Annotated in this window: 18 protein-coding genes; 5 read left to right on the forward strand and 13 right to left on the reverse strand. The window is 64.2% G+C overall.

Annotated elements, in window-relative coordinates:
• Positions 1-161 precede the first annotated feature (161 nt).
• From pheA to mtnA, 4 genes are all read right to left on the reverse strand, one after another.
• On the reverse strand, positions 162-1,256 hold the full coding sequence (gene pheA, locus ACIPZ5_RS23690) for a prephenate dehydratase (protein ID WP_261941146.1): 1,095 nt from the start codon (positions 1,254-1,256) through the stop codon (positions 162-164).
• Positions 1,256-2,341 (reverse strand): 3-phosphoserine/phosphohydroxythreonine transaminase, encoded by a 1,086-nt coding sequence (serC, locus tag ACIPZ5_RS23695; protein WP_054887178.1) that lies wholly within the window; start codon positions 2,339-2,341, stop codon positions 1,256-1,258. Before serC ends, pheA begins: the two co-directional genes overlap by 1 nt.
• Before the next feature lie 258 nt (positions 2,342-2,599).
• Complete coding sequence (gene gyrA, locus ACIPZ5_RS23700; RefSeq protein ID WP_400810891.1) at positions 2,600-5,362, reverse strand: DNA gyrase subunit A; 2,763 nt, start codon at positions 5,360-5,362, stop codon at positions 2,600-2,602.
• Between the two features lie 361 nt (positions 5,363-5,723).
• Positions 5,724-6,800: an S-methyl-5-thioribose-1-phosphate isomerase gene (gene mtnA, locus ACIPZ5_RS23705; RefSeq protein ID WP_343598982.1), complete on the reverse strand. Its 1,077-nt coding sequence runs from the start codon at positions 6,798-6,800 to the stop codon at positions 5,724-5,726.
• 112 nt (positions 6,801-6,912) lie between these two features.
• On the opposite strand from mtnA, the gene ubiG reads away from it, so the two are divergent.
• From ubiG to ACIPZ5_RS23720, 3 genes are all read left to right on the forward strand, one after another.
• On the forward strand, positions 6,913-7,611 hold the full coding sequence (gene ubiG / locus ACIPZ5_RS23710; protein ID WP_027918179.1) for a bifunctional 2-polyprenyl-6-hydroxyphenol methylase/3-demethylubiquinol 3-O-methyltransferase UbiG: 699 nt from the start codon (positions 6,913-6,915) through the stop codon (positions 7,609-7,611).
• Between the two features lie 2 nt (positions 7,612-7,613).
• Positions 7,614-8,285: an N-acetylmuramic acid 6-phosphate phosphatase MupP gene (gene mupP, locus ACIPZ5_RS23715; RefSeq protein ID WP_110639598.1), complete on the forward strand. Its 672-nt coding sequence runs from the start codon at positions 7,614-7,616 to the stop codon at positions 8,283-8,285.
• 151 nt (positions 8,286-8,436) lie between these two features.
• The gene (locus ACIPZ5_RS23720; protein ID WP_313711466.1) at positions 8,437-9,177 is read left to right on the forward strand and encodes a YciK family oxidoreductase; all 741 of its coding nucleotides are present in this window, start codon (positions 8,437-8,439) and stop codon (positions 9,175-9,177) included.
• Positions 9,178-9,323: 146 nt separating this feature from the next.
• Here the strand turns inward: ACIPZ5_RS23720 and ACIPZ5_RS23725 are convergent, their stop codons facing one another.
• From ACIPZ5_RS23725 to ACIPZ5_RS23755, 7 genes are all read right to left on the reverse strand, one after another.
• Positions 9,324-10,109, reverse strand: a complete 786-nt coding sequence (locus ACIPZ5_RS23725) for a TenA family transcriptional regulator (protein WP_261941150.1) — start codon at positions 10,107-10,109, stop codon at positions 9,324-9,326.
• 39 nt (positions 10,110-10,148) lie between these two features.
• The gene (locus tag ACIPZ5_RS23730; protein WP_400810895.1) at positions 10,149-12,605 is read right to left on the reverse strand and encodes an EAL domain-containing protein; all 2,457 of its coding nucleotides are present in this window, start codon (positions 12,603-12,605) and stop codon (positions 10,149-10,151) included.
• 242 nt (positions 12,606-12,847) lie between these two features.
• Positions 12,848-14,680, reverse strand: a complete 1,833-nt coding sequence (locus ACIPZ5_RS23735) for an ABC transporter ATP-binding protein (RefSeq protein WP_313711463.1) — start codon at positions 14,678-14,680, stop codon at positions 12,848-12,850.
• Positions 14,673-15,305 (reverse strand): DsbA family protein, encoded by a 633-nt coding sequence (locus ACIPZ5_RS23740; RefSeq protein WP_400810897.1) that lies wholly within the window; start codon positions 15,303-15,305, stop codon positions 14,673-14,675. The genes ACIPZ5_RS23735 and ACIPZ5_RS23740 overlap by 8 nt, the downstream gene beginning before the upstream one ends.
• 3 nt (positions 15,306-15,308) lie before the next feature.
• Complete coding sequence (locus ACIPZ5_RS23745) at positions 15,309-16,241, reverse strand: rhodanese-related sulfurtransferase (RefSeq protein WP_343598971.1); 933 nt, start codon at positions 16,239-16,241, stop codon at positions 15,309-15,311.
• Between the two features lie 216 nt (positions 16,242-16,457).
• Entirely contained in the window at positions 16,458-16,754 is a 297-nt protein-coding gene (locus ACIPZ5_RS23750; protein ID WP_027918171.1) for a BolA family transcriptional regulator, read from the reverse strand.
• 10 nt (positions 16,755-16,764) lie between these two features.
• The gene (locus ACIPZ5_RS23755) at positions 16,765-17,289 is read right to left on the reverse strand and encodes a DUF2059 domain-containing protein (RefSeq protein ID WP_027918170.1); all 525 of its coding nucleotides are present in this window, start codon (positions 17,287-17,289) and stop codon (positions 16,765-16,767) included.
• Between the two features lie 155 nt (positions 17,290-17,444).
• Here ACIPZ5_RS23755 and ACIPZ5_RS23760 point away from each other — a divergent pair, with 155 nt between their 5' ends.
• The gene (locus tag ACIPZ5_RS23760) at positions 17,445-18,839 is read left to right on the forward strand and encodes a class II fumarate hydratase (RefSeq protein WP_343598967.1); all 1,395 of its coding nucleotides are present in this window, start codon (positions 17,445-17,447) and stop codon (positions 18,837-18,839) included.
• A 207-nt stretch (positions 18,840-19,046) separates the two neighbouring features.
• On the opposite strand, the gene ACIPZ5_RS23765 is transcribed toward ACIPZ5_RS23760, so the two are convergent.
• Positions 19,047-20,000, reverse strand: coding sequence for a DMT family transporter (locus ACIPZ5_RS23765; protein ID WP_261941156.1), 954 nt, complete (start codon positions 19,998-20,000; stop codon positions 19,047-19,049).
• Positions 20,001-20,117: 117 nt separating this feature from the next.
• Positions 20,118-21,611 (reverse strand): polyphosphate:AMP phosphotransferase, encoded by a 1,494-nt coding sequence (gene pap, locus ACIPZ5_RS23770; RefSeq protein ID WP_261941157.1) that lies wholly within the window; start codon positions 21,609-21,611, stop codon positions 20,118-20,120.
• Between the two features lie 106 nt (positions 21,612-21,717).
• On the opposite strand from pap, the gene mnmC reads away from it, so the two are divergent.
• Entirely contained in the window at positions 21,718-23,685 is a 1,968-nt protein-coding gene (gene mnmC / locus ACIPZ5_RS23775) for a bifunctional tRNA (5-methylaminomethyl-2-thiouridine)(34)-methyltransferase MnmD/FAD-dependent 5-carboxymethylaminomethyl-2-thiouridine(34) oxidoreductase MnmC (protein WP_400810901.1), read from the forward strand.
• Positions 23,686-23,812: the final 127 nt, after the last annotated feature.

The following is a 23,812-nucleotide window of genomic DNA, read 5'->3' on the forward strand; positions in this document are numbered from 1 at the left end:
CCACTGGTGCGAACCCTGTTCAGAAATCTTGGCAGTCTGTTAGGCCCATTGGGGCTGCTTTGCAGCCCATCGCGGCTGAAGCCGCTCCTACAAGTACCGCGCTGTCCTGTGGGAGCGGCTTCAGCCGCGATGGGGCGCGGAGCGGCCCCAACGACATCAAATCAAAGCACCGCCTTCGGATAGGACCCCAGCACCTTGAGCGCCACGGCCTCCTGGCTGATCTTCTCCAGCACCGCCTTGATCAGCGGGTCGCGGTGGTGGCCGACGAAGTCGATGAAGAACACGTAGGTCCACTTGCCGCTGCGCGACGGACGGGTCTCGATACGGGTCAGGTCGATGCCGTTTTCGTGGAACGGCACCAGCAGCTCGTGCAGCGCACCTGGCTTGTTGCTCATCGAGACGATGATCGAGGTCTTGTCGTCGCCGGTCGGCGGCACTTCCTGCTGACCAATCATCAGGAAGCGCGTGGAGTTGTCCGGACGGTCTTCGATCTTTTCAGCCAGACGGGTCAGGCCATACAGGTTGGCCGCCATGTCGCCGGCGATCGCCGCCGAGTTCCACTCGCCCTTGACTCGCTTGGCCGCCTCGGCGTTGCTCGAAACAGCCACACGCTCTACGTTCGGGTAGTGCGCGTCCAGCCACTTGCGGCACTGGGCCAGCGACTGGGCGTGGGAGTAGATACGGGTGATGCTGTTGGTCTTGGTGTTCTCGCCCACCAGCAGGTGATGGTGGATGCGCAGTTCGACTTCGCCGCAGATCACCATGTCGTGCTCAAGGAAGCTGTCCAGGGTGTGACTGACCGCACCCTCGGTGGAGTTTTCCACCGGCACCACGCCGAAATTGACGGCACCGGCCGCCACTTCGCGGAACACTTCGTCGATGGCTGCCATCGGGCGACTGACCACGGCGTGGCCGAAGTGCTTCATGGCTGCAGCCTGGGTGAAGGTGCCTTCCGGGCCGAGGTAGGCGACCTTGAGCGGCTCTTCCAGGGCCAGGCAGGACGACATGATTTCGCGGAACAGCCGCGCCATCTCTTCGTTGCCCAGCGGTCCCTTGTTGCGCTCCATCACGCGCTTGAGCACGGCAGCTTCACGCTCAGGCCGGTAGAACACCGGCTTTTCGCCTTCGGCCAGCGAGGCGGTCTTGACCCTCGCCACTTCTTCGGCGCAGCGGGCACGCTCGCTGATCAGCTCGAGGATCTTCTCGTCGAGGCTGTCGATGCGCACACGCAGGGCTTTGAGTTCCTGTTCGGACATCAGCCGTGCTCCTTCTCGAATTCGGCCATGTAGGCCACCAGGCCTTCCACCGCTTCCAGGCCCAGGGCGTTATAGATCGAGGCGCGCATGCCGCCGACCGAGCGGTGGCCCTTGAGGTTGAGCAGGCCACGGGCGTCGGCGCCGGCCAGGAAGGCCTTGTCCAAGCGCTCGTCAGCCAGGCGGAACGGCACGTTCATCCACGAACGGGCGTTGTGGCTGATCGGGTTGGTGTAGAACTCGCTGGCGTCGATGAAACCGTACAGGCGGTCCTTCTTGGCGCGGTTGCGCTGCTCCATGGCCTCGACGCCACCCTGCTCCTTGAGCCACTCGAACACAAGGCCCGAGAGATACCAGGAGTAAGTGGCCGGGGTGTTGTACATCGAGCCATTGTCGGCCGCGACCTTGTAGTCGAGCATGGTCGGGCAGCTGCTGCGGGCGCGGCCGATCAGGTCTTCACGGACAATCACCACCACCAGGCCGCTCGGGCCGATGTTCTTCTGCGCGCCGGCGTAGATCATGCCGTACTGCGAGACGTCGATCGGGCGCGAGAGGATGTCGGAAGACATGTCAACCACCAGCGGTACGTCGCCGGTTTCTGGAACCCAGTCGAACTGCAGGCCACCGATGGTCTCGTTGGACGCATAGTGAACGTAGGCAGCATTCTTGGTCAGCTTCCACTCGTTCTGGCCAGGGATGGCCAGATAATCGTAAGGCTTGGCGCTGGCGGCGACGTTGACGGTGCCGAAGCGGCGCGCTTCCTCGATGGCTTTCTTCGACCAGATGCCGGTTTCGACGTAGTCGGCAGTGCCGTTTTCCGGCAGCAGGTTCAGCGGAATTTCGGCGAACTGCTGGCTGGCACCGCCCTGCAGGAACAGGACCTTGTAGTTGGAGGGGACGGACAGCAGGTCACGCAGGTCCTGCTCGGCCTTTTCGGCGATGGCCACGTAGTCGTCGCTGCGATGGCTCATCTCCATCACCGACAAGCCCTTGCCGTTCCAGTCCAGCATCTCGGCCTGGGCACGCTGCAACACAGCGTCAGGAAGCGCGGCAGGGCCTGCGCAGAAGTTAAAGGCTCGTTTGCTCACATCCACTCTCGCTCTGCCAAATAGAACAAAATCGTAATTCGGTGCTGACCAGTCAAAGCTGTGTCGCCTGCCTTGGGGCTGCCTTGCAGCCCATCGCCGGCAAGCGCGGCTCCCACAGGTACAGCGTCAGCCTTGGGGTCTACGCGATCCCTGTGGGAGCCGCGCTTGCCGGCGATGGGCCGCGCAGCGGCCCCAATGGCCTGGCTTTATCAGTCAAACGGGGCGACCTTGGTCGCCCCGCTCGGGTTTCACGCTTGCTTATTCCTGGGTCGCCTCTTCGGCGCCTGCAGCTTCATCATCCGGCGCTTCGGCCTCGACGCCCTCCTCGTCCGCCTCGATCACATCATCGAGTTCGTCCTCGGATGGCTCCTGGATACGCTCCAGGCCCACCAGCGTTTCGTCGGTGGCCAGCTTGATCAGGGTCACACCCTGAGTGTTACGGCCCAGGCTCGACACTTCACCGACCCGCGTGCGCACCAGGGTACCCTGGTCGGAAATCAGCATGATTTCCTCGCCTTCCTGCACCTGAATGGCGCCGATCAGCAGGCCGTTGCGCCCTTTGGTGCCCATGGCGATCACGCCCTGGCCGCCACGGCCGCGACGCGGGAACTTGGACAGCGGGGTGCGCTTGCCGAAGCCACGCTCGGAGGCAGTGAGGATCTGCGCGCCAGACTCCGGGATCAGCATCGAAATGATCCGCTGGCCCTTGCCCAGCTTCATGCCACGCACGCCCCGGGCGGTACGGCCCATTTCGCGAACCACGCTTTCGGCGAAGCGGATCACCTTGCCGGCGTCGGAGAACATCATGACTTCCTTGGCACCGTCGGTGATCGCCGCAGCGATCAGGGTGTCGCCTTCCTTCAGCTTCAGGGCGATCAGGCCGCTGGAGCGTGGGCGGGCAAACTGTGCCAGCGGGGTTTTCTTGACGGTACCGGAAGCAGTCGCCATGAAGATATAGGCGCCGGTCGGCTCGGCCACCCACTCAGGGGTGTCGCCGTCTTCCTCGTCGATTTCTTCCGCTTCGACGATTTCACCTTCGATGACACCGTCATCGCCGTCTTCCAGCTCTTCTTCAGGGTCGGCGTTCTGCTGCAGGGCCTCGAGGTCGATCTGCAGCATGGCGGTGATGCGCTCACCCTCCTCCAGTGGCAGCAGGTTGACCAGCGGGCGACCACGGGCGGCGCGCGACGCTTCAGGGATGTCGTAGGTCTTCAGCCAGTACACCTTGCCCTTGCTGGAGAACAGCAACAGGGTGGCATGGCTGTTGGCGACCAGCAGGTGCTCGATGTAGTCCTCGTCCTTCACGCCGGTAGCCGACTTGCCCTTGCCGCCGCGGCGCTGGGCCTGGTAGGCGGACAACGGCTGAGTCTTGGCATAGCCGCCGTGGGAGATGGTCACCACGCGCTCTTCTTCCGGGATCATGTCGCCGTAGTTGAGGTCGTGACGGGCATCGAGGATTTCAGTGCGGCGGGCATCGCCGTACTCGGCACGGATGGCTTCCAGCTCTTCGCGGATCACTTCCATCAGGCGCTGGGCGCTGCTGAGGATGCGGATCAGCTCGCCGATCTGCTCCAGGATCTCCTGGTACTCGGCCAGCAGCTTCTCGTGCTCCAGGCCAGTCAGACGGTGCAGGCGCAGGTCGAGGATGGCCTGGGCTTGTTCCGGCGACAGGTAATACTTGCCTTCACGCAGGCCGTATTGCTCCGGCAGGTCTTCAGGGCGGCAGGAATCGGCACCGGCGCGCTCGACCATGACCTGCACGGCACTGGATTCCCACGGCGTGGAAACCAGGGCTTCCTTGGCTTCGGACGGCGTCGGCGAGGCCTTGATCAGGGCGATGACCGGGTCGATGTTGGACAGCGCGACTGCCTGGCCTTCAAGGATGTGGCCACGCTCACGGGCCTTGCGCAGCTCGAACACGGTACGGCGGGTCACCACTTCACGGCGGTGACGGACGAACGCTTCGAGCAGGTCCTTGAGGTTGAGCAGGCGCGGACGACCGTCAACCAGAGCAACCACGTTGATGCCGAACACGCTCTGCAGCTGGGTCTGCTGGTAGAGGTTGTTGAGCACCACCTCCGGCACCTCGCCGCGGCGCAGCTCGATGACGATGCGCATGCCGTCCTTGTCGGACTCGTCGCGCAGCTCGGTGATGCCTTCGATCTTCTTCTCTTTGACCAGCTCGGCGATCTTCTCGATCAGTCGGGCCTTGTTCAGCTGGTACGGCAGCTCGGTGATGACGATCTGCTGGCGGCCACCGACCTTGTCGATGTCCTCGATCTCGGAGCGGGCGCGCATGTAGATGCGGCCACGGCCGGTACGGTAGGCCTCGATGATGCCCTGGCGGCCGTTGATGATACCGGCCGTCGGGAAGTCCGGACCCGGGATGAACTGCATCAGCTCATCGATGGTGACGTCCGGGTTGTCGATCAGCGCCAGGCAACCGTCGATGACCTCACCGAGGTTGTGCGGCGGGATGTTGGTCGCCATGCCCACGGCAATACCGCTGGAACCGTTGACCAGCAGGTTGGGGATACGGGTCGGCATGACCGCCGGGATCTGCTCGGTGCCGTCGTAGTTGGGCACCCAGTCGACGGTTTCCTTGTGCAGGTCGGCCAGCAGCTCGTGGGCCAGCTTGGTCATGCGCACTTCGGTGTATCGCATGGCCGCGGCGTTGTCGCCGTCGACCGAACCGAAGTTGCCCTGGCCGTCGACCAGCAGGTAGCGCAGCGAGAACGGCTGGGCCATACGCACGATGGTGTAGTAGACCGCAGTGTCGCCGTGTGGGTGGTACTTACCGATCACGTCACCGACCACACGGGCGGATTTCTTGTACGGCTTGTTCCAGTCGTTGCCCAGTTCGCTCATTGCATAGAGGACACGGCGATGCACGGGCTTCAAGCCGTCACGCGCATCGGGCAGCGCTCGCCCGACAATCACGCTCATCGCGTAATCGAGGTAAGACTGTCTCAGTTCGTCTTCGATATTGACCGGGAGGATTTCTTTGGCCAGTTCGCCCATGAGAAGCCTGATTCCTTTTTCTGGTGAAACTTCGCAGCTCCATCAAGGGCCGAACGAAGCTCGCCGCCGCAGCGCATAGGGGTGCGACGACTTACGACAAATCAATGAGTTGTTGCATGGATCTGCGCAATGAAGGCCGCCTTCGTGGGCGGTCTTGGAAACTGCCGGATGTTATCACAAAGGCGAGAAGGTGGGGAGATGTGGCAGGTGGCCTCAAGCCGGAGCAAATCTCGGGATTTCCATGGCCTGTGCCGGCCTCTTCGCGGGTAAACCCGCTCCCACAGGGAGATTGCAGGGCCTGAGTGCCGTGATGCACCTGTGGGAGCGGGTTTACCCGCGAAGAGGCCGGCACAGGCGGCAATCAATGCAACCGCTTGCGGCACATCAACTGCGCCAGCTTGGCAGCATCCGGCCGCTCGACGATGCCACGCTCGGTGACGATCACGTCGATCAGGTCGGCCGGCGTCACATCGAAAACCGGGTTGAAGGCCTCGACCTGCGGCGCCACACGGGTCCCGGCATAGTCCAGCAACTCATCGGCCTCACGCTCTTCCAGCGGAATGTCCTCACCGGTGGCCAGGTTGAGGTCGATACTGGTGCTCGGCGCCACCACCATGAAGCGCACGCCATGGTGCATGGCGCTGACGGCCAGCTGGTAGGTGCCGATCTTGCCGGCCACATCGCCGTTGGCGGCGATGCAGTCGGCGCCGACCACCACCCAGGTGATCCCCTTGGTCTTCATCAGGTGGGCCAGCGCCGAATCGGCGCACAGGGTCACCGGGATGCCTTCTTTGGTCAGCTCCCAGGCCGTCAGCCGCGAGCCTTGCAGCCAAGGGCGGGTCTCGCCGGCATAGACCCGCTCGACCATGCCTTCCAGATAACCGGCGCGTATCACCCCAAGGGCCGTGCCGATACCACCACTGGCCAGGGCACCGGCGTTGCCGTAGGTCAGCAAGGTCTGCTCGTTGCCCTGGTGACGACGAATCAGCTCGATGCCGTGCTGAGCCATGGTCAGGTTGGCTTCGCGGTCGCTTTCATGGATGGCAATCGCTTCGGCTTCCAGCGCAGCCAGCACGTCATCATCACCGCGCACACGCAGCAGGCGCTCACGCATGCGGTTCAGCGCCCAGAACAGGTTGGCCGCGGTGGGCCGGGCTTCGGCCAGGCTGAGGAAGTCCTCTTCCAGGTCCATCTCCCAGTCGCCACCCTGGGCCAGGCGCTCTTCCAGGGCCAGGACCAGCCCGTAGGCCGCAGCAATGCCAATGGCTGCGGCACCGCGCACGGCCATGTCGCGGATCGCCGCCACCACCTGCGCGACATTGTCGCAGGTCAGCCAGCGTTCTTCCGACGGCAGCAGGCGCTGGTCGAGCAGGTGCAGGGCGCCGCCTTGCCAGCGCATCCCGGTCACCTTCTCTGCCGCCAAAAGTCGCTCGCGCATTGCCTCTCCCCGTCGTTTGGATATCAAAAGCCGGCGATTATAGCGACCCTCGGCCGCAGACGCTCGGGTATACTGCGCCCCATTTGAAGTGCAAGTTCCAGAGGATTGTTCAATGAGCAACGTCGACCACGCCGAAATCGCCAAGTTCGAAGCCTTGGCCCACCGCTGGTGGGACCGCGAAAGCGAGTTCAAGCCGCTGCACGACATCAACCCGCTGCGCGTCAACTGGATTGACGAGCGCGTCGGCCTGGCTGGCAAGAAAGTGCTGGACGTCGGCTGCGGCGGCGGCATCCTCAGCGAGGCCATGGCCTTGCGCGGCGCGACCGTCACCGGCATCGACATGGGCGAGGCACCACTGGCCGTTGCCCAACTGCACCAGCTGGAGTCGGGCGTCGAGGTCGAGTACCGGCAGATCACCGCCGAAGCCCTGGCCGAAGAGATGCCCGAGCAGTTCGACGTGGTCACCTGCCTGGAGATGCTCGAACACGTGCCCGACCCGTCCTCGGTCATCCGTGCCTGCTACCGCATGGTCAAGCCTGGCGGCCAGGTGTTCTTCTCGACCATCAACCGCAACCCCAAGGCCTACCTGCTGGCCATCGTCGGCGCCGAGTACATCCTCAAGATGCTGCCGCGCGGCACCCACGACTTCAAGAAGTTCATCCGCCCGTCCGAGCTCGGTGCCTGGAGCCGTGTCGCCGGCCTCGAGGTCAAGGACATCATCGGCCTGACCTACAACCCGCTGACCAAGCACTACAAGCTGAGCAGCGACGTTGACGTCAACTACATGATCCAGACCCTGCGCGAGGAATGAGCATGCGTTTGCGAGCAGTACTCTTCGACATGGACGGCACCCTGCTCGACACGGCGCCGGACTTCATCGCCATCTGCCAGGCCATGCTCGCCGAGCGTGGCCTGCCGGCCATCGATGACCAGCTGATCCGCGACGTGATCTCGGGCGGCGCCCGCGCCATGGTTGCGGCAACTTTCGCCATGGACCCCGAGGCCGAAGGCTTCGAGGCCCTGCGCCTGGAATTCCTCGAACGCTACCAGCGTGACTGCGCCGTGCACAGCAAGTTGTTCGATGGCATGGGCGAGCTGCTGGCCGACATCGAAAAGGGCAACCTGCTGTGGGGCGTGGTGACCAACAAGCCGGTGCGCTTCGCCGAGCCGATCATGCAGCAACTGGGCCTGGCCGAGCGTTCGGCACTGCTGATCTGCCCGGACCACGTGAAAAACAGCAAGCCCGACCCGGAGCCGCTGATTCTCGCTTGCAAGACCCTGGACCTGGACCCTGCCAGCGTGCTGTTCGTCGGCGACGACCTGCGCGACATCGAGTCCGGCCGCGACGCTGGCACCCGCACGGCAGCCGTGCGCTACGGCTATATTCATCCAGAGGACAACCCGAACAACTGGGGCGCCGATGTGGTGGTGGACCACCCGCTGGAACTGCGCAAGGTGATCGACAGCGCCCTGTGCGGCTGCTGAACACCGATTGATGCCCCGGCCCCCCTGTGGGAGCGGGTTCACCCGCGAAAGCGCCAGACCGGACAACACCGCCGCCTGATCGTACGCATTCGCGGGTAAACCCGCTCCCACAGGGGCCGGTGTCGCGCTTACGAACTCAAAGGACAGAACCATGTTCGACTACACCGCCCGCCCCGGCCTGCTCGCCGGCCGCGTCATCCTGGTCACCGGTGCCGGTCGCGGCATCGGCGCCGCTGCCGCCAAGGCCTACGCCGCCCTGGGCGCCACCGTGCTGCTGCTGGGCAAGACCGAGGCCAACCTCAACGAGGTCTACGACCAGATCGAGGCTGCCGGCCACCCGCAGCCGGTGGTCATCCCGTTCAACCTGGAAACCGCCCTGCCGCACCAGTACGACGAGCTGGCAGTGATGATCGAAGAGCAGTTCGGCCGCCTCGACGGGCTGCTCAACAATGCCTCGATCATTGGCCCGCGCACACCGCTGGAGCAGCTGTCGGGCGACAACTTCATGCGTGTGATGCACATCAACGTCAACGCCACCTTCATGCTCACCAGCACCCTGCTGCCGCTGCTCAAGCTGTCCGAGGACGCCTCGGTGGTGTTCACCTCCAGCAGCGTCGGGCGCAAGGGCCGGGCCTACTGGGGCGCCTACGGCGTGTCGAAGTTCGCCACCGAAGGGCTGATGCAGACCCTGGCCGATGAACTGGAAGGCGTGGCGCCGGTGCGCTCCAACAGCATCAACCCGGGCGCCACGCGCACGGCCATGCGCGCCCAGGCGTACCCTAGCGAGAACCCGCAGAACAACCCGCTGCCGGAAGAAATCATGCCCGTCTATCTGTACCTGATGGGGCCGGACAGCAAAGAAGTGAACGGGCAGGCCTTCAACGCCCAGTAAGGCTTGAGATTGCCGGGGCTGCTTCGCAGCCCTTTCGCAGGCAAGCCAGCTCCCACAGGGATTGCACAAACCGCAAGGCCGGTGAAGTACCTGTGGGAGCGGCGGTTCGGCGCCCCGACTTGCCCGCGAAGGGGCCAGTGCAGGCTTCAGCCGGCGGCCAAGGCCGGGCGCATGCGCCCTTGCTGGCGCCCTTCCAGCTGCATGCACCGCTCCAGGAACAGGTACATGCAGTCGTAGCTCTTGCAGATCGCCTTGCGCAACTCGTTGCGCAGCCCCAGGGTCGGGTTCTCACCCGCCAGCGTGCAGATGATCTCCAGCGCCTCCCATGGGTGTGCGTCGTCATACTGCGCATGCATCTTCAGCCATTTCATCGCCCGCTTGCGCTGGTCCTCCGGGAAGCCCATGGCATAGGTATCCTCGGCGCACACCACCGCCGACCATTCGCCGGTCGCCCCCTCGATCGCGTAGTTGGTCGCCGCCATGGCAATCGCCAGTGACTCGGTGGTGCACACGCGCCAGCACCAGTCGTTGAGGCCGTTCAGTTCCGGCGGGACATCCTGGGCCTGAAGCTGATGCAGGTGCACGCCATGGGCCTGGCACCAGTTGACCCAGTAGTCGGCATGGTTGAGCTCGACGCGAATGTTGCGCATCAGCCAACGCCGCGCCATGTCCTCGCCAGGGTGGCGGGCATAGCGGGTCTTGGTCAGGTTATGGGCCATGTACAGGGAGAACTGCTCGACCACCGGCCAGCCACCGATCAGGTACTGGCGAATGGTCGACTGGCGCAGCTGGCCATCACGCAGGCGCTGGTAGAACTCGTGTTCGACCACCCGGCGCTTGCTCTCACGGCAGTCCTCGATCAGCTGCTGGGCCCACTGGGGGTAACTGGCCGGGTCCATCAAGGGCCCGATACGTACGAATGCATCAATCACTTTCAGCTCCTTGATCCTTGTGATTTTGCGGACGTGTATTCAGCGAAAAGTACCGGGCGCCCGATGCAGCAAGGGCCGCGCAGCAATCCGTTGGCGCTGCAGACTGTCACAGGTGAACACCTGTGGCCGTTCAATCAGATAGCCCTGGGCGTAATCCACGCCGATCTCCTGCAAGGCCTGCTCGATCAACGGTGTTTCGACGAACTCGGCGATGGTCCGCTTGCCCATGACATGCCCGATGTGATTGATCACCTCGACCATGGCACGATTGACCGGGTCGTCGAGCATATCTTTGACAAAACTTCCGTCGATCTTCAAGAAGTCGACGGGTAAATGTTTCAAATAGGCAAATGACGACATTCCGGCACAGAAGTCGTCCAGGGAGAACTTGCAACCTAGCCCCTTCAATTCGTTGATGAAGCGGATGGCACTGCCAAGGTTGGCAATGGCACTGGTCTCGGTGATCTCGAAGCAGATCATGCGCGGCGGAATGGCGTACTCGACGAACAACCGCTGCAGGTACTCGAGGAAGTTGTCGTCGCCGATGCTCGTCCCGGACAGGTTGATTGCGCACATTGCCAGCGGCCCGCCCCGCTCTTCGTCCAGGCATTGGCGGATGACCTGGAACACGTTGCGCACCACCCAACGGTCCAACGCCGTCATCAGGCCATAGCGCTCGGCGGCCGGAATGAAACTGTCGGGGAGGATGGTGCGGCCACTTTCGTCGTGCAGGCGCAGGAGAATCTCGATATGGCCTGGGCCTTCGATGGCCTTCAACGCGGCGATTTCCTGGCAATACAGACAGAAGCGATTTTCCTCCAGGGCCACATGCAGGCGCTGGATCCAGGCCATTTCACCAAAGCGCATGGACAGTTCGCTGTCGTCGGCGTGGTACACCTGCACCCGGTTGCGGCCCTTTTCCTTGGCCATGTAGCACGCCATGTCGGCAGCCCGCAGCGAAGCCTCCAGCGAACCCGGTGCCTGCGCCATATGCACCAGGCCAATACTGACGGTGGTCACGAACGGCCTGCCCTTCCACACGAAGTGCAGGCTCTGCACGGCCTGGCGCAGGTTTTCGCCGATGCGCTCGGCCTGTTCGGCCGGGCAATTTTCCAGCAGCACACCAAACTCGTCGCCGCCCAGGCGGGCCAGGGTGTCGCCTTCGCGCAGCCCCGACTGCAGCACCGCACAGATGTGCCTGAGCAGTTCGTCGCCAGCCGCATGGCCGCAGGTGTCGTTGACCAGCTTGAACTGATCGAGGTCGAGGAACATCAGCGAATGCCGCCCGGCCTGGCGTACCAGGCCATTGAGCGCCTGCTCCAGGCGGTATTCGAATTCGCGGCGGTTGGCCAGGCCGGTCAAGGCGTCATGGGTAGCCTGCCACGACAGGTTGGCGATGTACTGGCGCTCCTGGGTCATATCGTGCAGCACCAGCACGATACCGGCCACCTGGTCGTTGTTGATGATCGGCGAGCCGACCAGGTTGACCGACACCGTGCTGCCATCCAGGCGCTGGATCAGCCGGGCATGCTCGGCGCCGCCCTTGAGGCTGCCACTGAGCACCTGTTCGACCAGCGTGCAGCCTTCGCCCCCCTCCTGCTCGTCGAGCAGACTGAACAGCGCCCCCAGCGGCAGGCCCAGGGCCTGGCCGGACTGCCAGTGGGTCAGCTGCTCGGCCGCAGGGTTCATGTAGCCGATGTTGCCCTCGACATCGGCGGTGATCACCGCATCGCCAATCGCTTCGAGGGTGATCTGGGCCCGCTCCTTTTCCTCGCGCAGGGCATTGGCAAAGGCTTGGCGCTGGGCCAGCAGCTTGCTCGAACGGCGCCAGGCAATGGTGATGAGGAACAGTGCAGTCAGCAGATTGGTGACCAGCAGCACCCGCAGCAGCATCCGCGAGCCTTCACCCAGGGCATCACTGAAGGCCTTGGCGGCCGGCGTGACACCTTCGTTGATCGCCACGATACGGCCCTTCCACTCACTGAGCTGGGTCGGGCCGACCTGCCCGCGGGCGAAACCATCGTGCATCTCGCTGGCCAGCACATCGAGCTTGGTCAGGTAGTCATCGCCGATGTTCCAGTACTCGATCGCCGTCTGCATGTAGCTGATCTGGCGGAAGTTGCGGTAGAACCAGATGATCCGGTCGACATCGTCCGGGTGATTGCCGCCCTGCAGCACGGCCAGGCGGGCGCCCTCCAGGTCCGGGCTGGCCTGGTCGAGGAGCTCGCGCAGCTCGTGGTCGCCCTGGGGCACGGCCATGACCTGGCGATAGCGTTGGTAAGTACGCTCGTCGCGGTCATCGGCATACAGGTTGAGGTAATAGATGGCATCTTTCTGCGCCTTGGACCAAAGGCTTTCACCGGCCACGTAGGCACGCACCGCCGACAATGCATAAAGGCTGAGGCTACCCAGCAATACCTGGAACACGACAACGGCGATGAAGGGCCAGATGATACCTACCAGTCTTGGCGCTTCTTGAGTGCGATTTCCCTTCATTTAGTCCCTGTCGCAGAGCAGATAAGACTTTGAATCAACCCAGACAAGCTCAGCGTAGGCCATTTGCCATCTACATGGAGGGGAATTTTATTCCACAAGTGCGGCGCTGGATTCTTCGCGGGGCCGCACCGCCGCCCCCACAGGTACTGCACCGTGCTTGAGAGCAGCGGGTGGCCTGTGGGGGCAGCGGTGCGGCGATCCGACTTGCCTGCGAAGGGGCCAGTACAGGCAACATGAAACTGTCAGGTCTGCTGCAAATGCCCATACAACTTGGCATACAAGCCACCTTCGGCAATCAGCTGCTGATGGTCGCCATCCTCGGCCACATGCCCGCCGTCGAACACCAGCACGCGGTCGGCCTGCTTCACCGCCGACAAGCGGTGGGCAATGATCAGCGTGGTCCGGCCACTGAGAAAACGCGCCAATGCCTGGTGCAGGTTGTACTCGGTGGCAGCATCCAGCGCCGAGGTGGCCTCATCAAGAATCACCACCTTGGGCTCAGCCAGGACCATGCGGGCAATTGCCAGGCGCTGGCGCTGGCCACCCGACAGGCGCACCCCCGAACGGCCGACCACGCTGTCGAGCCCTTGCGGCAAGGCGGCGATGGTGGCGTCCAGCTGGGCGATGCGCAGTGCCTGCCAGCAGGCCTCGTCGCTGCACTCACGGCCCATGGTCAGGTTGGCGCGCACGCTGTCGTTGAACAGCGACGGGTGCTGCAGCACCACCGCGACGTTCTCGCGCAGCGTCTCAAGGCCAATTTCCTGCAGGCTGGCACCGCCAAAGCGGATGGTCCCGGCCTGGGCGCTGTACAGCCCCAGCAGCAGCTGGACCAGGGTGCTCTTGCCGCCACCACTGGCACCGACGATGGCCACCTTTTCACCGGGGGCGATGGCCAGGTTCAACTGGTCGAGCACTGGCTCGTCGGCATAGGCGAAGCGCAGGTCGCGCACCTCGATGCCCACTGTCTCGCGGCCGGCGAACGGGTCGCTGGCGGCCGGGTACTGTGGCTCGTCAGCCCGCGACAGCAGCTCGTTGAGCCGGCTCAGCGCGCCGCCAGCAGCGTAGTAGGCATATTGCAGGTTGAGCAGCTGTTCCACCGGGCCGATCATGAACCACAGGTAGCTGAACACTGCCAGCATCTGGCCGATCGACAGGTCGGAGAACAGCACGGTCAGCATCGCCGCGGCACGGAAGATATCGATGCCGAACTGGAACAGCAGGCCGCTGGCACGCCCACTGGCATCGCTCTTCCATTGCGACTCCACGGCATAGTCGCGCACCTCACGGGCACGCAGGCCGAGGCGCCCGAGGAAGTAGCCCTGGCGGTTGCCGGCGCGGATTTCCTGGATGGCATCCAGTGTTTCCGAGAGCGCCTGGGTAAAGCGCGAGGTGCTGTCGTTCTCGAGTTTCTTCAGGTGCTTGACGCGCTTGCCCAACTGCACGGTGAAGTAGATCACCAGCGGGTTGAACAACAGGATCAGCAACGCCAGCTTCCAGTGCATCCAGATCAGGATCGCCGCCGTGCCGGTAAGGGTCAGCATGGCCACCAGGAAGCGGCTGAGGGTCTCGCCGACGAACTTGTCGAGGGTATCCAGGTCGGTGACCAGGTGAGTGGTCACGGTGCCGCTGCCGAGGCTTTCGTATTCCTTGAGCGAGATGCGCTTGAGGCGCTCGATCAGGCGAATGCGCAGGCGGTAGACGATGTCCTTGGCCAGCCCGGCGAACAACTTGGCCTGCACCACGTTGAAGGCCAGCGCCGCCACGCGCAGGCACAGCGTGGCCGCCAGCATCAGGCCGATGTAGCCGGCCGCTACCTGCCAACCACTCGGCAGCAGGTGGTTCATCCATTTCAGTGCTGCATCACCGTGGCCCAGCAGCACTTCATCGACCAGCAACGGCAGCAGCAACGGGATCGGCACGCTGCAACAGGCCGCCAGCACCGCGACCAGATTGGCGGTCCAGAGGTTTTTCTTGTGATGCAGGGCAAGGCGGCGGATTTCCGCCCAGCTCAGGCGATCAGGCACAGCAGCGGGCTTCCCTGGCACAGGGTCTGGCGACCCTGGCAGCTCAAGCACAGACGGCCTGCTGCAGCCAGCGGCCAAGCAGCGGTTGCAGGCTGTCCAGCGGCTGGTAGCCGTTGGTTAGCAGGGCCAGCTGGCCATTGCGCTCGGCCAGCAGGGTCGGGAAGCCGGCAATGCCAAGGTCCTGCACCCAGCTTATGTCCGCGCTGGTGGCGGCGCGGATGTCATGGCTGGCGAACTGCTCGGCGAAGCGCCCGCGGTCGAAGCCGGCCTGCTCGGCCAGCTCGACCAGTTGCGGGGCGCGGGTGACATCCACGCCCTGCTCGTAGAAGGAACGCTGGATCAGCGCCAGCAGCGGCCAGACACGTTCGGCGTCCAGCTCGCGGGCCGTGACCAGGGCGCGGCAGGCCGGCTCGGTGTCATAGACAAAGCCGTCGGGCATGGCGCCTTCGAAACGGAACGGCTGCCCGGTGGCTTCGGCCACCGCCTGCCAGTGTTCGAGGATGTACTTGCGGGTCGAGCTGTCCAGCGCACTGCCGCCGGTGCGCAGGCCGCCCGGCACCAGCCGGGTGCTGACGCCCGCCTCGGCGGCCTGTGCGATCAGGGCCGCGGCCACTGGTGCGAAACCCCAGCACCAGGAGCACATCGGGTCCATCACATAGATCAGGCGGGCAGTCATGGCTCAAGCCTCGGCTTTGTAGTTGTAACCGATCGGGTGCGGCTGGTTGCGGGCCTTGGCCAGCTCGATCTGCTTCTGCCGGTCAATGGCGCTGCGCCGGGTCTTTTCGCTCAGGCTGTCCCAGCAATGCGGGCAGCTCACGCCTGGCGAATAGTGCTCGGACTCGCGGTCCTTGGCATCGACCGGGTGGCGGCAGGCATGGCACTGGTCGTACTCGCCTTCGCTCAGGTCATGGCGCACCGTCACGCGGTTGTCGAAGACGAAGCAGTCGCCGTCCCAGAGGCTTTCTTCCTGAGGCACTTCCTCGAAGTATTTCAGGATGCCACCCTTAAGATGATAGACCGCCTCGAAGCCTTCACCGAGCATGTAGCTGGAAGCTTTTTCGCAACGGATGCCGCCGGTGCAGAACATCGCCACCTTCTTGTGCTTGCTCGGGTCGAAGTTGGCCTTGATGTAGTCGGGGAACTCGCGGAAGGTCTCGGTCTTCGGGTCGATGGCGCCCTTGAAGGTGCCAATGGCCACTTCGTAGTCGTTGCGGGTGTCGATCAGCAGCACTTCAGGGTCGCTGATCAGGGCGTTCCAGTCCTTGGGCTCGACATAGGTGCCAACGGCCTGGTTAGGGTCGACGCCCGGCACGCCGAGGGTGACGATCTCTTTCTTGAGCTTGACCTTGGTGCGGTAGAACGGCTGCTCGTCGCAGTAGGATTCCTTGTGGTCGATATCCACCAGGCGCGGGTCGTTGCGCAGCCAGGCGAGCAGGCCGTCGATGCCTTCGCGGGTGGCCGAAACGGTGCCGTTGATGCCTTCGTGGGCCAGCAGCAAGGTGCCTTTGACGCCGTTGTCGAGCATGGCCTTGAGCAGCGGCTCACGCAGTTCGACGTAGTCTTCCAGGGTGACGAACTTGTACAGCGCCGCCACGACGATAGCTTGGGACATACAGGTGGATCTCCAGGTGGTTGCCCTCGTAAGGGGCGGACCGGGTTTGACAAAAAACAGGGGCAGCCGCACAGCCCATCGCAGGCAAGCCAGCTACCACAGGGTCAGCACAACATTCAAGGAATGCGCTGTACCTGTGGGAGCTGGCTTGCCTGCGATGGGCCGCGCAGCGGCCCCTTGGGATGTTGCGGATTGTACCAGAACGACAGAAAGGATTCAGTGCCCGCCACCGGCACACACCGGCGAGGCCGGTGCCACGCCTACCTTGGCCCATTCCTCGGCGGTGTAGGTGTGAATCGCCAGGGCGTGGATCTCGCCCATCAGTTCACCCATGGTGGCGTAGACCTTCTGGTGGCGCTTGACGCTGTTGAGCCCGGCGAACTGCTCGCTGACGATCACCGCCTTGTAGTGGGTTTCCTGGCCACGGCTGTGCATGTGGCTTTCGTTGAGCACTTCAAGGTGTTGCGGGGCCAGCGCGGCCAGTTGCTGCTCGATGCGTTGCTGCATGCTCATCGGCTATGACTCACTTCTTGGCCGGGGCGGCGGCCTTGCCAGCGTTCGGGTCCAGCTCCTTGGTCATGTCGTCGAGCAGCTTGTTGACCACCGGCACGGCCGGTTCCAGGCTGGTCTGGGTCAGCTGGGCCGACTGCTGGGTGACCTTGGGCATTTCACGCAGGACTTTCTTGCCCAGCGGCGACTCGTAGAACTTGACCAGGTCCTTGAGCTCCTGCTCGGTGAAGGTCTGGGTGTACAGGTCGACCATCTTCGGCTTCAGCTTGTTCCAGCCGATGGCGTTGTCCAGCGCTGCGTTGGCCTTGGCCTGGTAGCTCTCGAGCACCGGCTGCTTGGAGGCCGGGGCCTTGGTCTGGGCGAAACGCTGGGCGAACATCTGCTGGACCTGCATGTACACCGGCGTGCCCAGCTTGTCGGCATTGGCCAGGGTCAGGAATTTCTCGGCGGCAGCGTTGTGGCTGGCGGTGGCAGCGAGTACCTGGCCGCTGGCACAAGCCAGGGCGACTGCAGCACAGAGGACACGAAGACGGGTCATTGCATTTCCTTCAAGGAGGGGGAGGCGGTACCTCAGAGTAGAGCATTCTGCTCCCGCAGGGGCGCAGCGCTCAAGTGGCACGACGAGCGAATGAACCGCTCGCACGCATGAGGGCCTAAACTGCTGATTCTGACTGACAAAGGAGTGAACGCAGCATGAGCCGTATCGAGACAGACAGCCTGGGCCCGGTCGAAGTTCCTGAGGACGCCTACTGGGGCGCGCAGACCCAGCGCTCGCTGATCAACTTTGCCATTGGCAAGGAACGCATGCCGCTCGCGGTGCTGCACGCCCTGGCACTCATCAAGAAAGCCGCCGCGCGGGTCAACGACCGCAACGGCGATTTGCCCGCCGACATTGCCCGGCTGATCGAACAGGCCGCCGACGAAGTGCTCGACGGTGAACACGACGACCAGTTCCCGCTGGTGGTGTGGCAGACCGGCAGCGGCACCCAGAGCAACATGAACGTCAACGAAGTGATCGCCGGGCGCGCCAACGAGCTGGCCGGCAAGGGCCGCGGTGGCAAGGCGCCGGTGCACCCTAACGACCACGTCAACCGCTCGCAGAGCTCCAACGACTGCTTCCCCACCGCCATGCACATCGCCGCCGCCCAGGCCGTGCATGAAAAACTGCTGCCGGCGATAGCCGAGCTGTCGTCGGGGCTGGCCGAGCTGTCGGCGCGCCACAACAAGCTGGTCAAGACCGGCCGTACGCACATGATGGACGCCACGCCGATCACCTTCGGCCAGGAAGTCTCGGCCTTCGTCGCCCAGCTCGACTACGCCCAGCGCGCCATCCGCGCCACCTTGCCAGCGGTGTGCGAGCTGGCCCAGGGCGGTACCGCCGTGGGTACCGGGCTGAACGCCCCGCATGGCTTTGCCGAAGCCGTGGCCGCCGAGCTGGCCGCCCTCTCCGGCCTGCCCTTCGTCACCGCCCCCAACAAGTTCGCTGCCCTCGCCGGCCATGAGCCGCTGACCAGCCTGGCCGGTGCCTTGAAGACCCTGGCGGTGGCGCTGATGAAAATCGCCAACGACCTGCGCCTGCTCGGCTCCGGCCCGCGTGCGGGGCTGGCCGAAGTCCGCCTGCCGGCCAACGAGCCGGGCAGCTCGATCATGCCGGGCAAGGTCAACCCGACCCAGTGCGAAGCGCTGTCGATGCTGGCCTGCCAGGTACTGGGCAATGACGCGGCGATCGGCTTTGCCGCCAGCCAGGGGCACCTGCAACTGAACGTGTTCAAGCCGGTGATCATCCACAACCTGCTGCAATCGATCGAACTGCTGGCCGATGGTTGCCACAACTTCCAGCAGCACTGCGTGGCCGGGATCGAACCGGATGCCGAACAGATGGCGGCGCACCTGGAACGCGGCCTGATGCTGGTGACGGCGCTGAACCCGCACATTGGCTATGACAAGGCGGCGGAGATTGCCAAGAAGGCCTACGGCGAAGGCAAGACCTTGCGCGAAGCGGCGCTGGAGTTGAAGTACCTGACCAATGAGCAGTTCGACCAGTGGGTAAGGCCAGAGAACATGCTGGCGCCCGGTGGCAAGGGCTGATTCGCTTTCTTAAAGCTGGCGCGATTCCTTGTGGGAGCCGCGCTTGTCGTGGCGACGAACCGCGTCGATGGGCCGCAAAGCGGCCCCGGCAACTTGTGCAGCAACCTTGAAATCGTGGGGCCGCTTTGCGGCCCATCGACGCGGTTCGTCGCCACGACAAGCGCGGCTCCCACAAGTCCAGCGCACGCCTGGAGGCTGGTGATAATCCTACGCCAATCGCGCCCTTCTGGCCTTCCACCCGGCCACCAGCGATGGCCCCAGGGCCACCAGGGTCGACCCTGCCACTACCGTCACCGCCCCTACATAGCCCAGGGCATTGATGTCTTCGGCCTGCACATACTCAGGCCACAGCACGGCCGCCAGCGCCACCGCGACAAAGGTCACCAAAGGCGTCAACGCCAGCGTGGCACTCACCCGCGATGCCTCCCAATGCGCCAGCGCCTCGGCAAACGCGCCATAGGCCACCAGGGTGTTCAGGCAGCAGGCCAGCAGCAACCAACCCTGCACCGGGGTCAGTTGCAGCGCCTCCAGCGGGTGCACCCAAGGCGTCAGCAGTGCCGCGCAGCTCAGGTAGATGACCATCATCACCTGCTGCGAATGCCACACCGTCAGCAGCTGCTTCTGGCTCAAGGCATAGAACACCCAGATGCTGGTGGCCAGGATTACGGTCAAGACCCCCGTGGTGTAGGTGCCCAGCGAGGTCAGCAGCTCTTCGAGGCGCTGGTTGAAGAACAGGCCGAAACCACTCAGCAGCACCAGCAGGCCGATGCCCTGCCCCAGGCTGAAGCGCTCCTTGAACACGAACACACTGGCCACCAGCAACAGCACCGGGCCGATCTGCACCACCAGTTGGGCGGTACCAGGGCTCAGTAGCTTCAGGCCGATCAGGTACAACACGTAGTTGCCCATCAGGCCGACCACAGCCACTGCTATCAGGCCTTTGCCCTTGGGCGCCAGCTTGCGCAGCGAAGGCAGACGCCGCTGGGTCGCCAGCCAGGCGAACAGCAAGCCGCCGGAAACCATCAGGCGGTACCAGGTAACGGTCAGCGGGTCGACCACCTGCAATACCTGCTTGAGCTTGATCGGCAGGATGCCCCAGAGCAGCGCGGTCAGAAGTGCCAGGAACAGGCCGTAGCCCCAACGGCCGGAAGTTGTGTGCATACAGTCCTCGAATGAGCCCTTGGTGGGGGTATCCGAATTCTAAGGGCTTGGAGCACCGAGCCGGAGGAAAATGCCGGGAAATAAATTCATCGTGTCATTCCCTGCCGGCATGCCTGGTCATTTCTTGTGCTTGGCGAACGCGGCTTCCAGGGCTTCGTTGATCGTGCGCAGCACCTTCACCCGTGCCCAGCGCTTGTCGTTGGCTTCGACCAGCGTCCAGGGTGCGATCTCGCTGCTGGTACGGTCGACCATGTCACCCACGGCCTGGGCGTAATCATCCCACTTTTCACGGTTGCGCCAGTCGTCTTCGGTGATCTTGTAGCGTTTGAACGGAATCTGCTCACGTTCCTCAAAGCGCTCCAGCTGAGTCTGCTGGTCGATCGCCAGCCAGAACTTGACCACCACCACGCCGGCATTCACCAGCTGCTCTTCGAAATCGTTGATTTCGCTGTAGGCGCGCATCCAGTCGGCCGGGCTGCAGAAGCCTTCCACCCGTTCCACCAGCACCCGGCCGTACCAGGAGCGGTCGAAGATGGTGAATTTGCCGCGCGCCGGGATGTGCCGCCAGAACCGCCACAGGTAAGGCTGCGCCCGCTCTTCTTCCGTGGGCGCGGCAATCGGCACGATGCGGTACTGGCGTGGGTCCAGCGCGGCCGCCACGCGGCGGATGGCACCGCCCTTGCCGGCGGCATCGTTGCCTTCGAATACCGCCACCAGGGCGTGCCGGCGCATGCGCTTGTCACGCAGCAGGCCGGCCAGGCGGGCTTGCTCGGTGACCAGCTGCTCCTGATAGTCAGACTTGTCCAGGCGCACGGTCAGGTCCAGCGCGCCGAGCAGGCTGCGCTGGTCGATGCTCTGGCCCAGCGGGGCAACGTTGCCTTGGTGCTTGCCCTTGGGGTTGTGGGCCAGCGCTGTCTGCAGGCTCTCCAGCAGGATGCGCCCCACCGCCAGGCTGCGGTAGTTCGGGTCGACGCCTTCGACGATGTGCCACGGCGCATAGTCGCGGCTGGTGCGGCGCAGCACGCGCTCGCCAAAGCGCACGAAGCGGTCGTAGGTTTCCGACTGCTGCCAGTCCAGCGGGCTGATCTTCCAGCTGTGCAGCGGATCGTCCTTGAGCGACTTCAGCCGCGCCTTCATCTGCTTCTTGGACAGATGGAACCAGAACTTGATGATCAGTGCCCCTTCGTCGCACAGCATCTCTTCGAGCCGTTCAGCCCCGTTAATGGCCTGGTCGAGCACGGCATCCTTGAATACGCCATGCACCCGCCCCTGGAGCATCTGGCTGTACCAGTTGCCGAAGAACACGCCCATCCGCCCTTTGGGTGGCAGCGCCCGCCAGTAGCGCCAGGCCGGTGGCCGGGCCAGTTCTTCGTCGGTCTGCTGGTCGAAGGTGAGCACGTCGATCATCCGCGGGTCCATCCACTCGTTGAGCAGCTTGACCGTCTCGCCCTTGCCGGCGCCTTCGATGCCGTTGATCAACACGATCACCGGGAAGCGCGCCTGCTGCTTGAGTTCGTACTGGGCCTCCAGCAGCGCCTCGCGCAAGGCAGGGACTTCTGCGTCGTAGGTTTCCTTGTCGATGCTGTGACCGATTTCCGCGGATTCGAACATGCACTGGCTCCTTCATTGGATAAGCAAGACTAGCGGATTTGCGTTGTGTCTGTGCAAACCCGGCAGATGGCATAAAATCCGCACATCCGCTGCAACCGAGCCAACCATGTCCACCCTTCTTCAGCACGCCCAGATCGACTGGGACGACCAGGGCCGCCCCCACTCGCGGCAGTACGACGACGTCTACTTTTCGAAAAACGAAGGCACCGACGAAACCCGCTACGTGTTCCTCGAGCAGACCCGTCTGGCCCAACGCTTCGCAGCCCTGGCGCCGCACGCCTGCCTGGTGATCGGCGAGACCGGCTTCGGCACTGGCATGAACTTTTTCTGCGCCTGGCAGCTGTTCGCCGAACAGGCCCATGCCGATGCGCGCCTGCATTTCATCAGTGTCGAGAAATACCCGCTTGGCCATGACGACATGGCCCGCGCCATGCGCCTGTGGCCCGAGATGGCGGCCTTCACCGAGCCGTTCCTGGCGCAGTACGTGGCGGTACACCCCGGCTTCCAGCAGTTCAGCTTCGACCATGGCCGGGTCACCCTGACCCTGCTGATCGGTGACGTACTGGAACAACTGCCGCAGCTCGACGCCAGCATCGACGTGTGGTTCCTCGACGGCTTCGCGCCCGCGAAGAACCCCGACATGTGGACCCCTGAGCTGTTCGCGCAACTGGCGCGACTGGCTCATGCCGGTACCGTGCTGGGTACCTTCACCACCACCGGCTGGGTACGCCGTGGGCTGATCGATGCCGGTTTCACCATGAAGAAGATCCCGGGCATCGGCAAGAAGTGGGAGGTGATGAGTGGCGAATACACCGGGCATGCCTGCGCAGCCGTCGCCGCGCCCTGGTACGCCCGCCCTGCCCCTGTGGCGGGCCCGCGCAAGGCATTGGTGATCGGTGCCGGCCTGGCGGGCAGCGCCAGCGCCGCGAGCCTGGCCGCACGCGGCTGGCAGGTGACGGTGCTGGAGCGCCACGCGGCACCCGCGCAGGAGGCTTCGGGCAACCCGCAGGGCGTGCTGTACCTGAAACTGTCCGCCCATGGCACCGCCCTGTCGCAGATGATCCTGGCTGGCTTCGGCTACACCCGGCGCCAGCTGGAGCAGTTGCAGCGTGGCCAGGACTGGGACGCGTGCGGCGTGCTGCAGTTGGCCTTCGACGGCAAGGAAGGCGAACGCCAGGCCAAGCTGGCCGAAGCCTTCGACAGCAGCCTGCTGCGTGCACTGGAACAGGCTGAAGCCGAGGCGATTGCCGGGGTGGCGCTGCCTGCGGGCGGCCTGTACTACCCGGAAGGTGGCTGGGTGCACCCTCCCGCCTTGTGCCAGGCGCAGCTGCAACATCCGGGTATTGCCGTTCAGCTCCATCAGAACGTGGTCGAGCTGCGCAAGACCGACGACCTGTGGCAGGCATGGGATGGCGAGCGTCTGCTGGCCAGTGCGCCGCTGGTGGTGCTGGCCGGGGCTGCCGATGTGCGCCGTTTCGAACCCTGCGCCCAGCTGCCGCTCAAGCGCATTCGCGGGCAGATCACCCGCCTGCCGGCCACCGACGCCAGCCGCGCATTGCGCACCGTGGTCTGCGCCGATGGCTACGTCGCACCGCCTCGACAAGGTGAACATACCTTGGGGGCCAGCTTCGACTTCCACAATGACGACCTGAGCCCGACAGTAGCCGAGCACCAGGGCAACCTGGCGTTGCTGGACGAGATCTCCACCGACCTGGCCTCGCGCCTGGGTGCAGAGGCACTCGACGCCTCGCTGTTGCAGGGCCGTGCGGCGTTTCGATGCACCAGCCCCGACTACCTGCCGATTGTCGGGCCGCTGGCCGACCCTGCGATGTTTGCCGAGGCTTATGCCATGCTCGGCAAGGATGCGCGGCAGGTGCCGGAGGTGGCGTGCCCGTGGCTGGACGGGTTGTATGTGAACAGTGGGCATGGCTCGCGGGGGTTGATCACGGCACCGTTGAGTGGCGAGCTGATAGCCGCCTGGGCCAGTGGTGAGCCGTTGCCGTTGCCGCGGGCGGTGGCGGAGGCCTGCCATCCGAACCGGTTCATGCTGCGCAAGCTGATTCGCGGGAAGTGAGTGGGGGCTGGGGTCGTATGGCGATGGATTTGCAGCGCCTATGAGATCGAGCGCCGCCCGCGCGGCGCATCGCGGATAAATCCGCTCCTACATTTGTTGCAACGTGGCCATGCCTGTGAGGCCATGG

Source organism: Pseudomonas sp. NPDC089428 (genome assembly GCF_044749325.1).
GTDB lineage: Bacteria > Pseudomonadota > Gammaproteobacteria > Pseudomonadales > Pseudomonadaceae > Aquipseudomonas.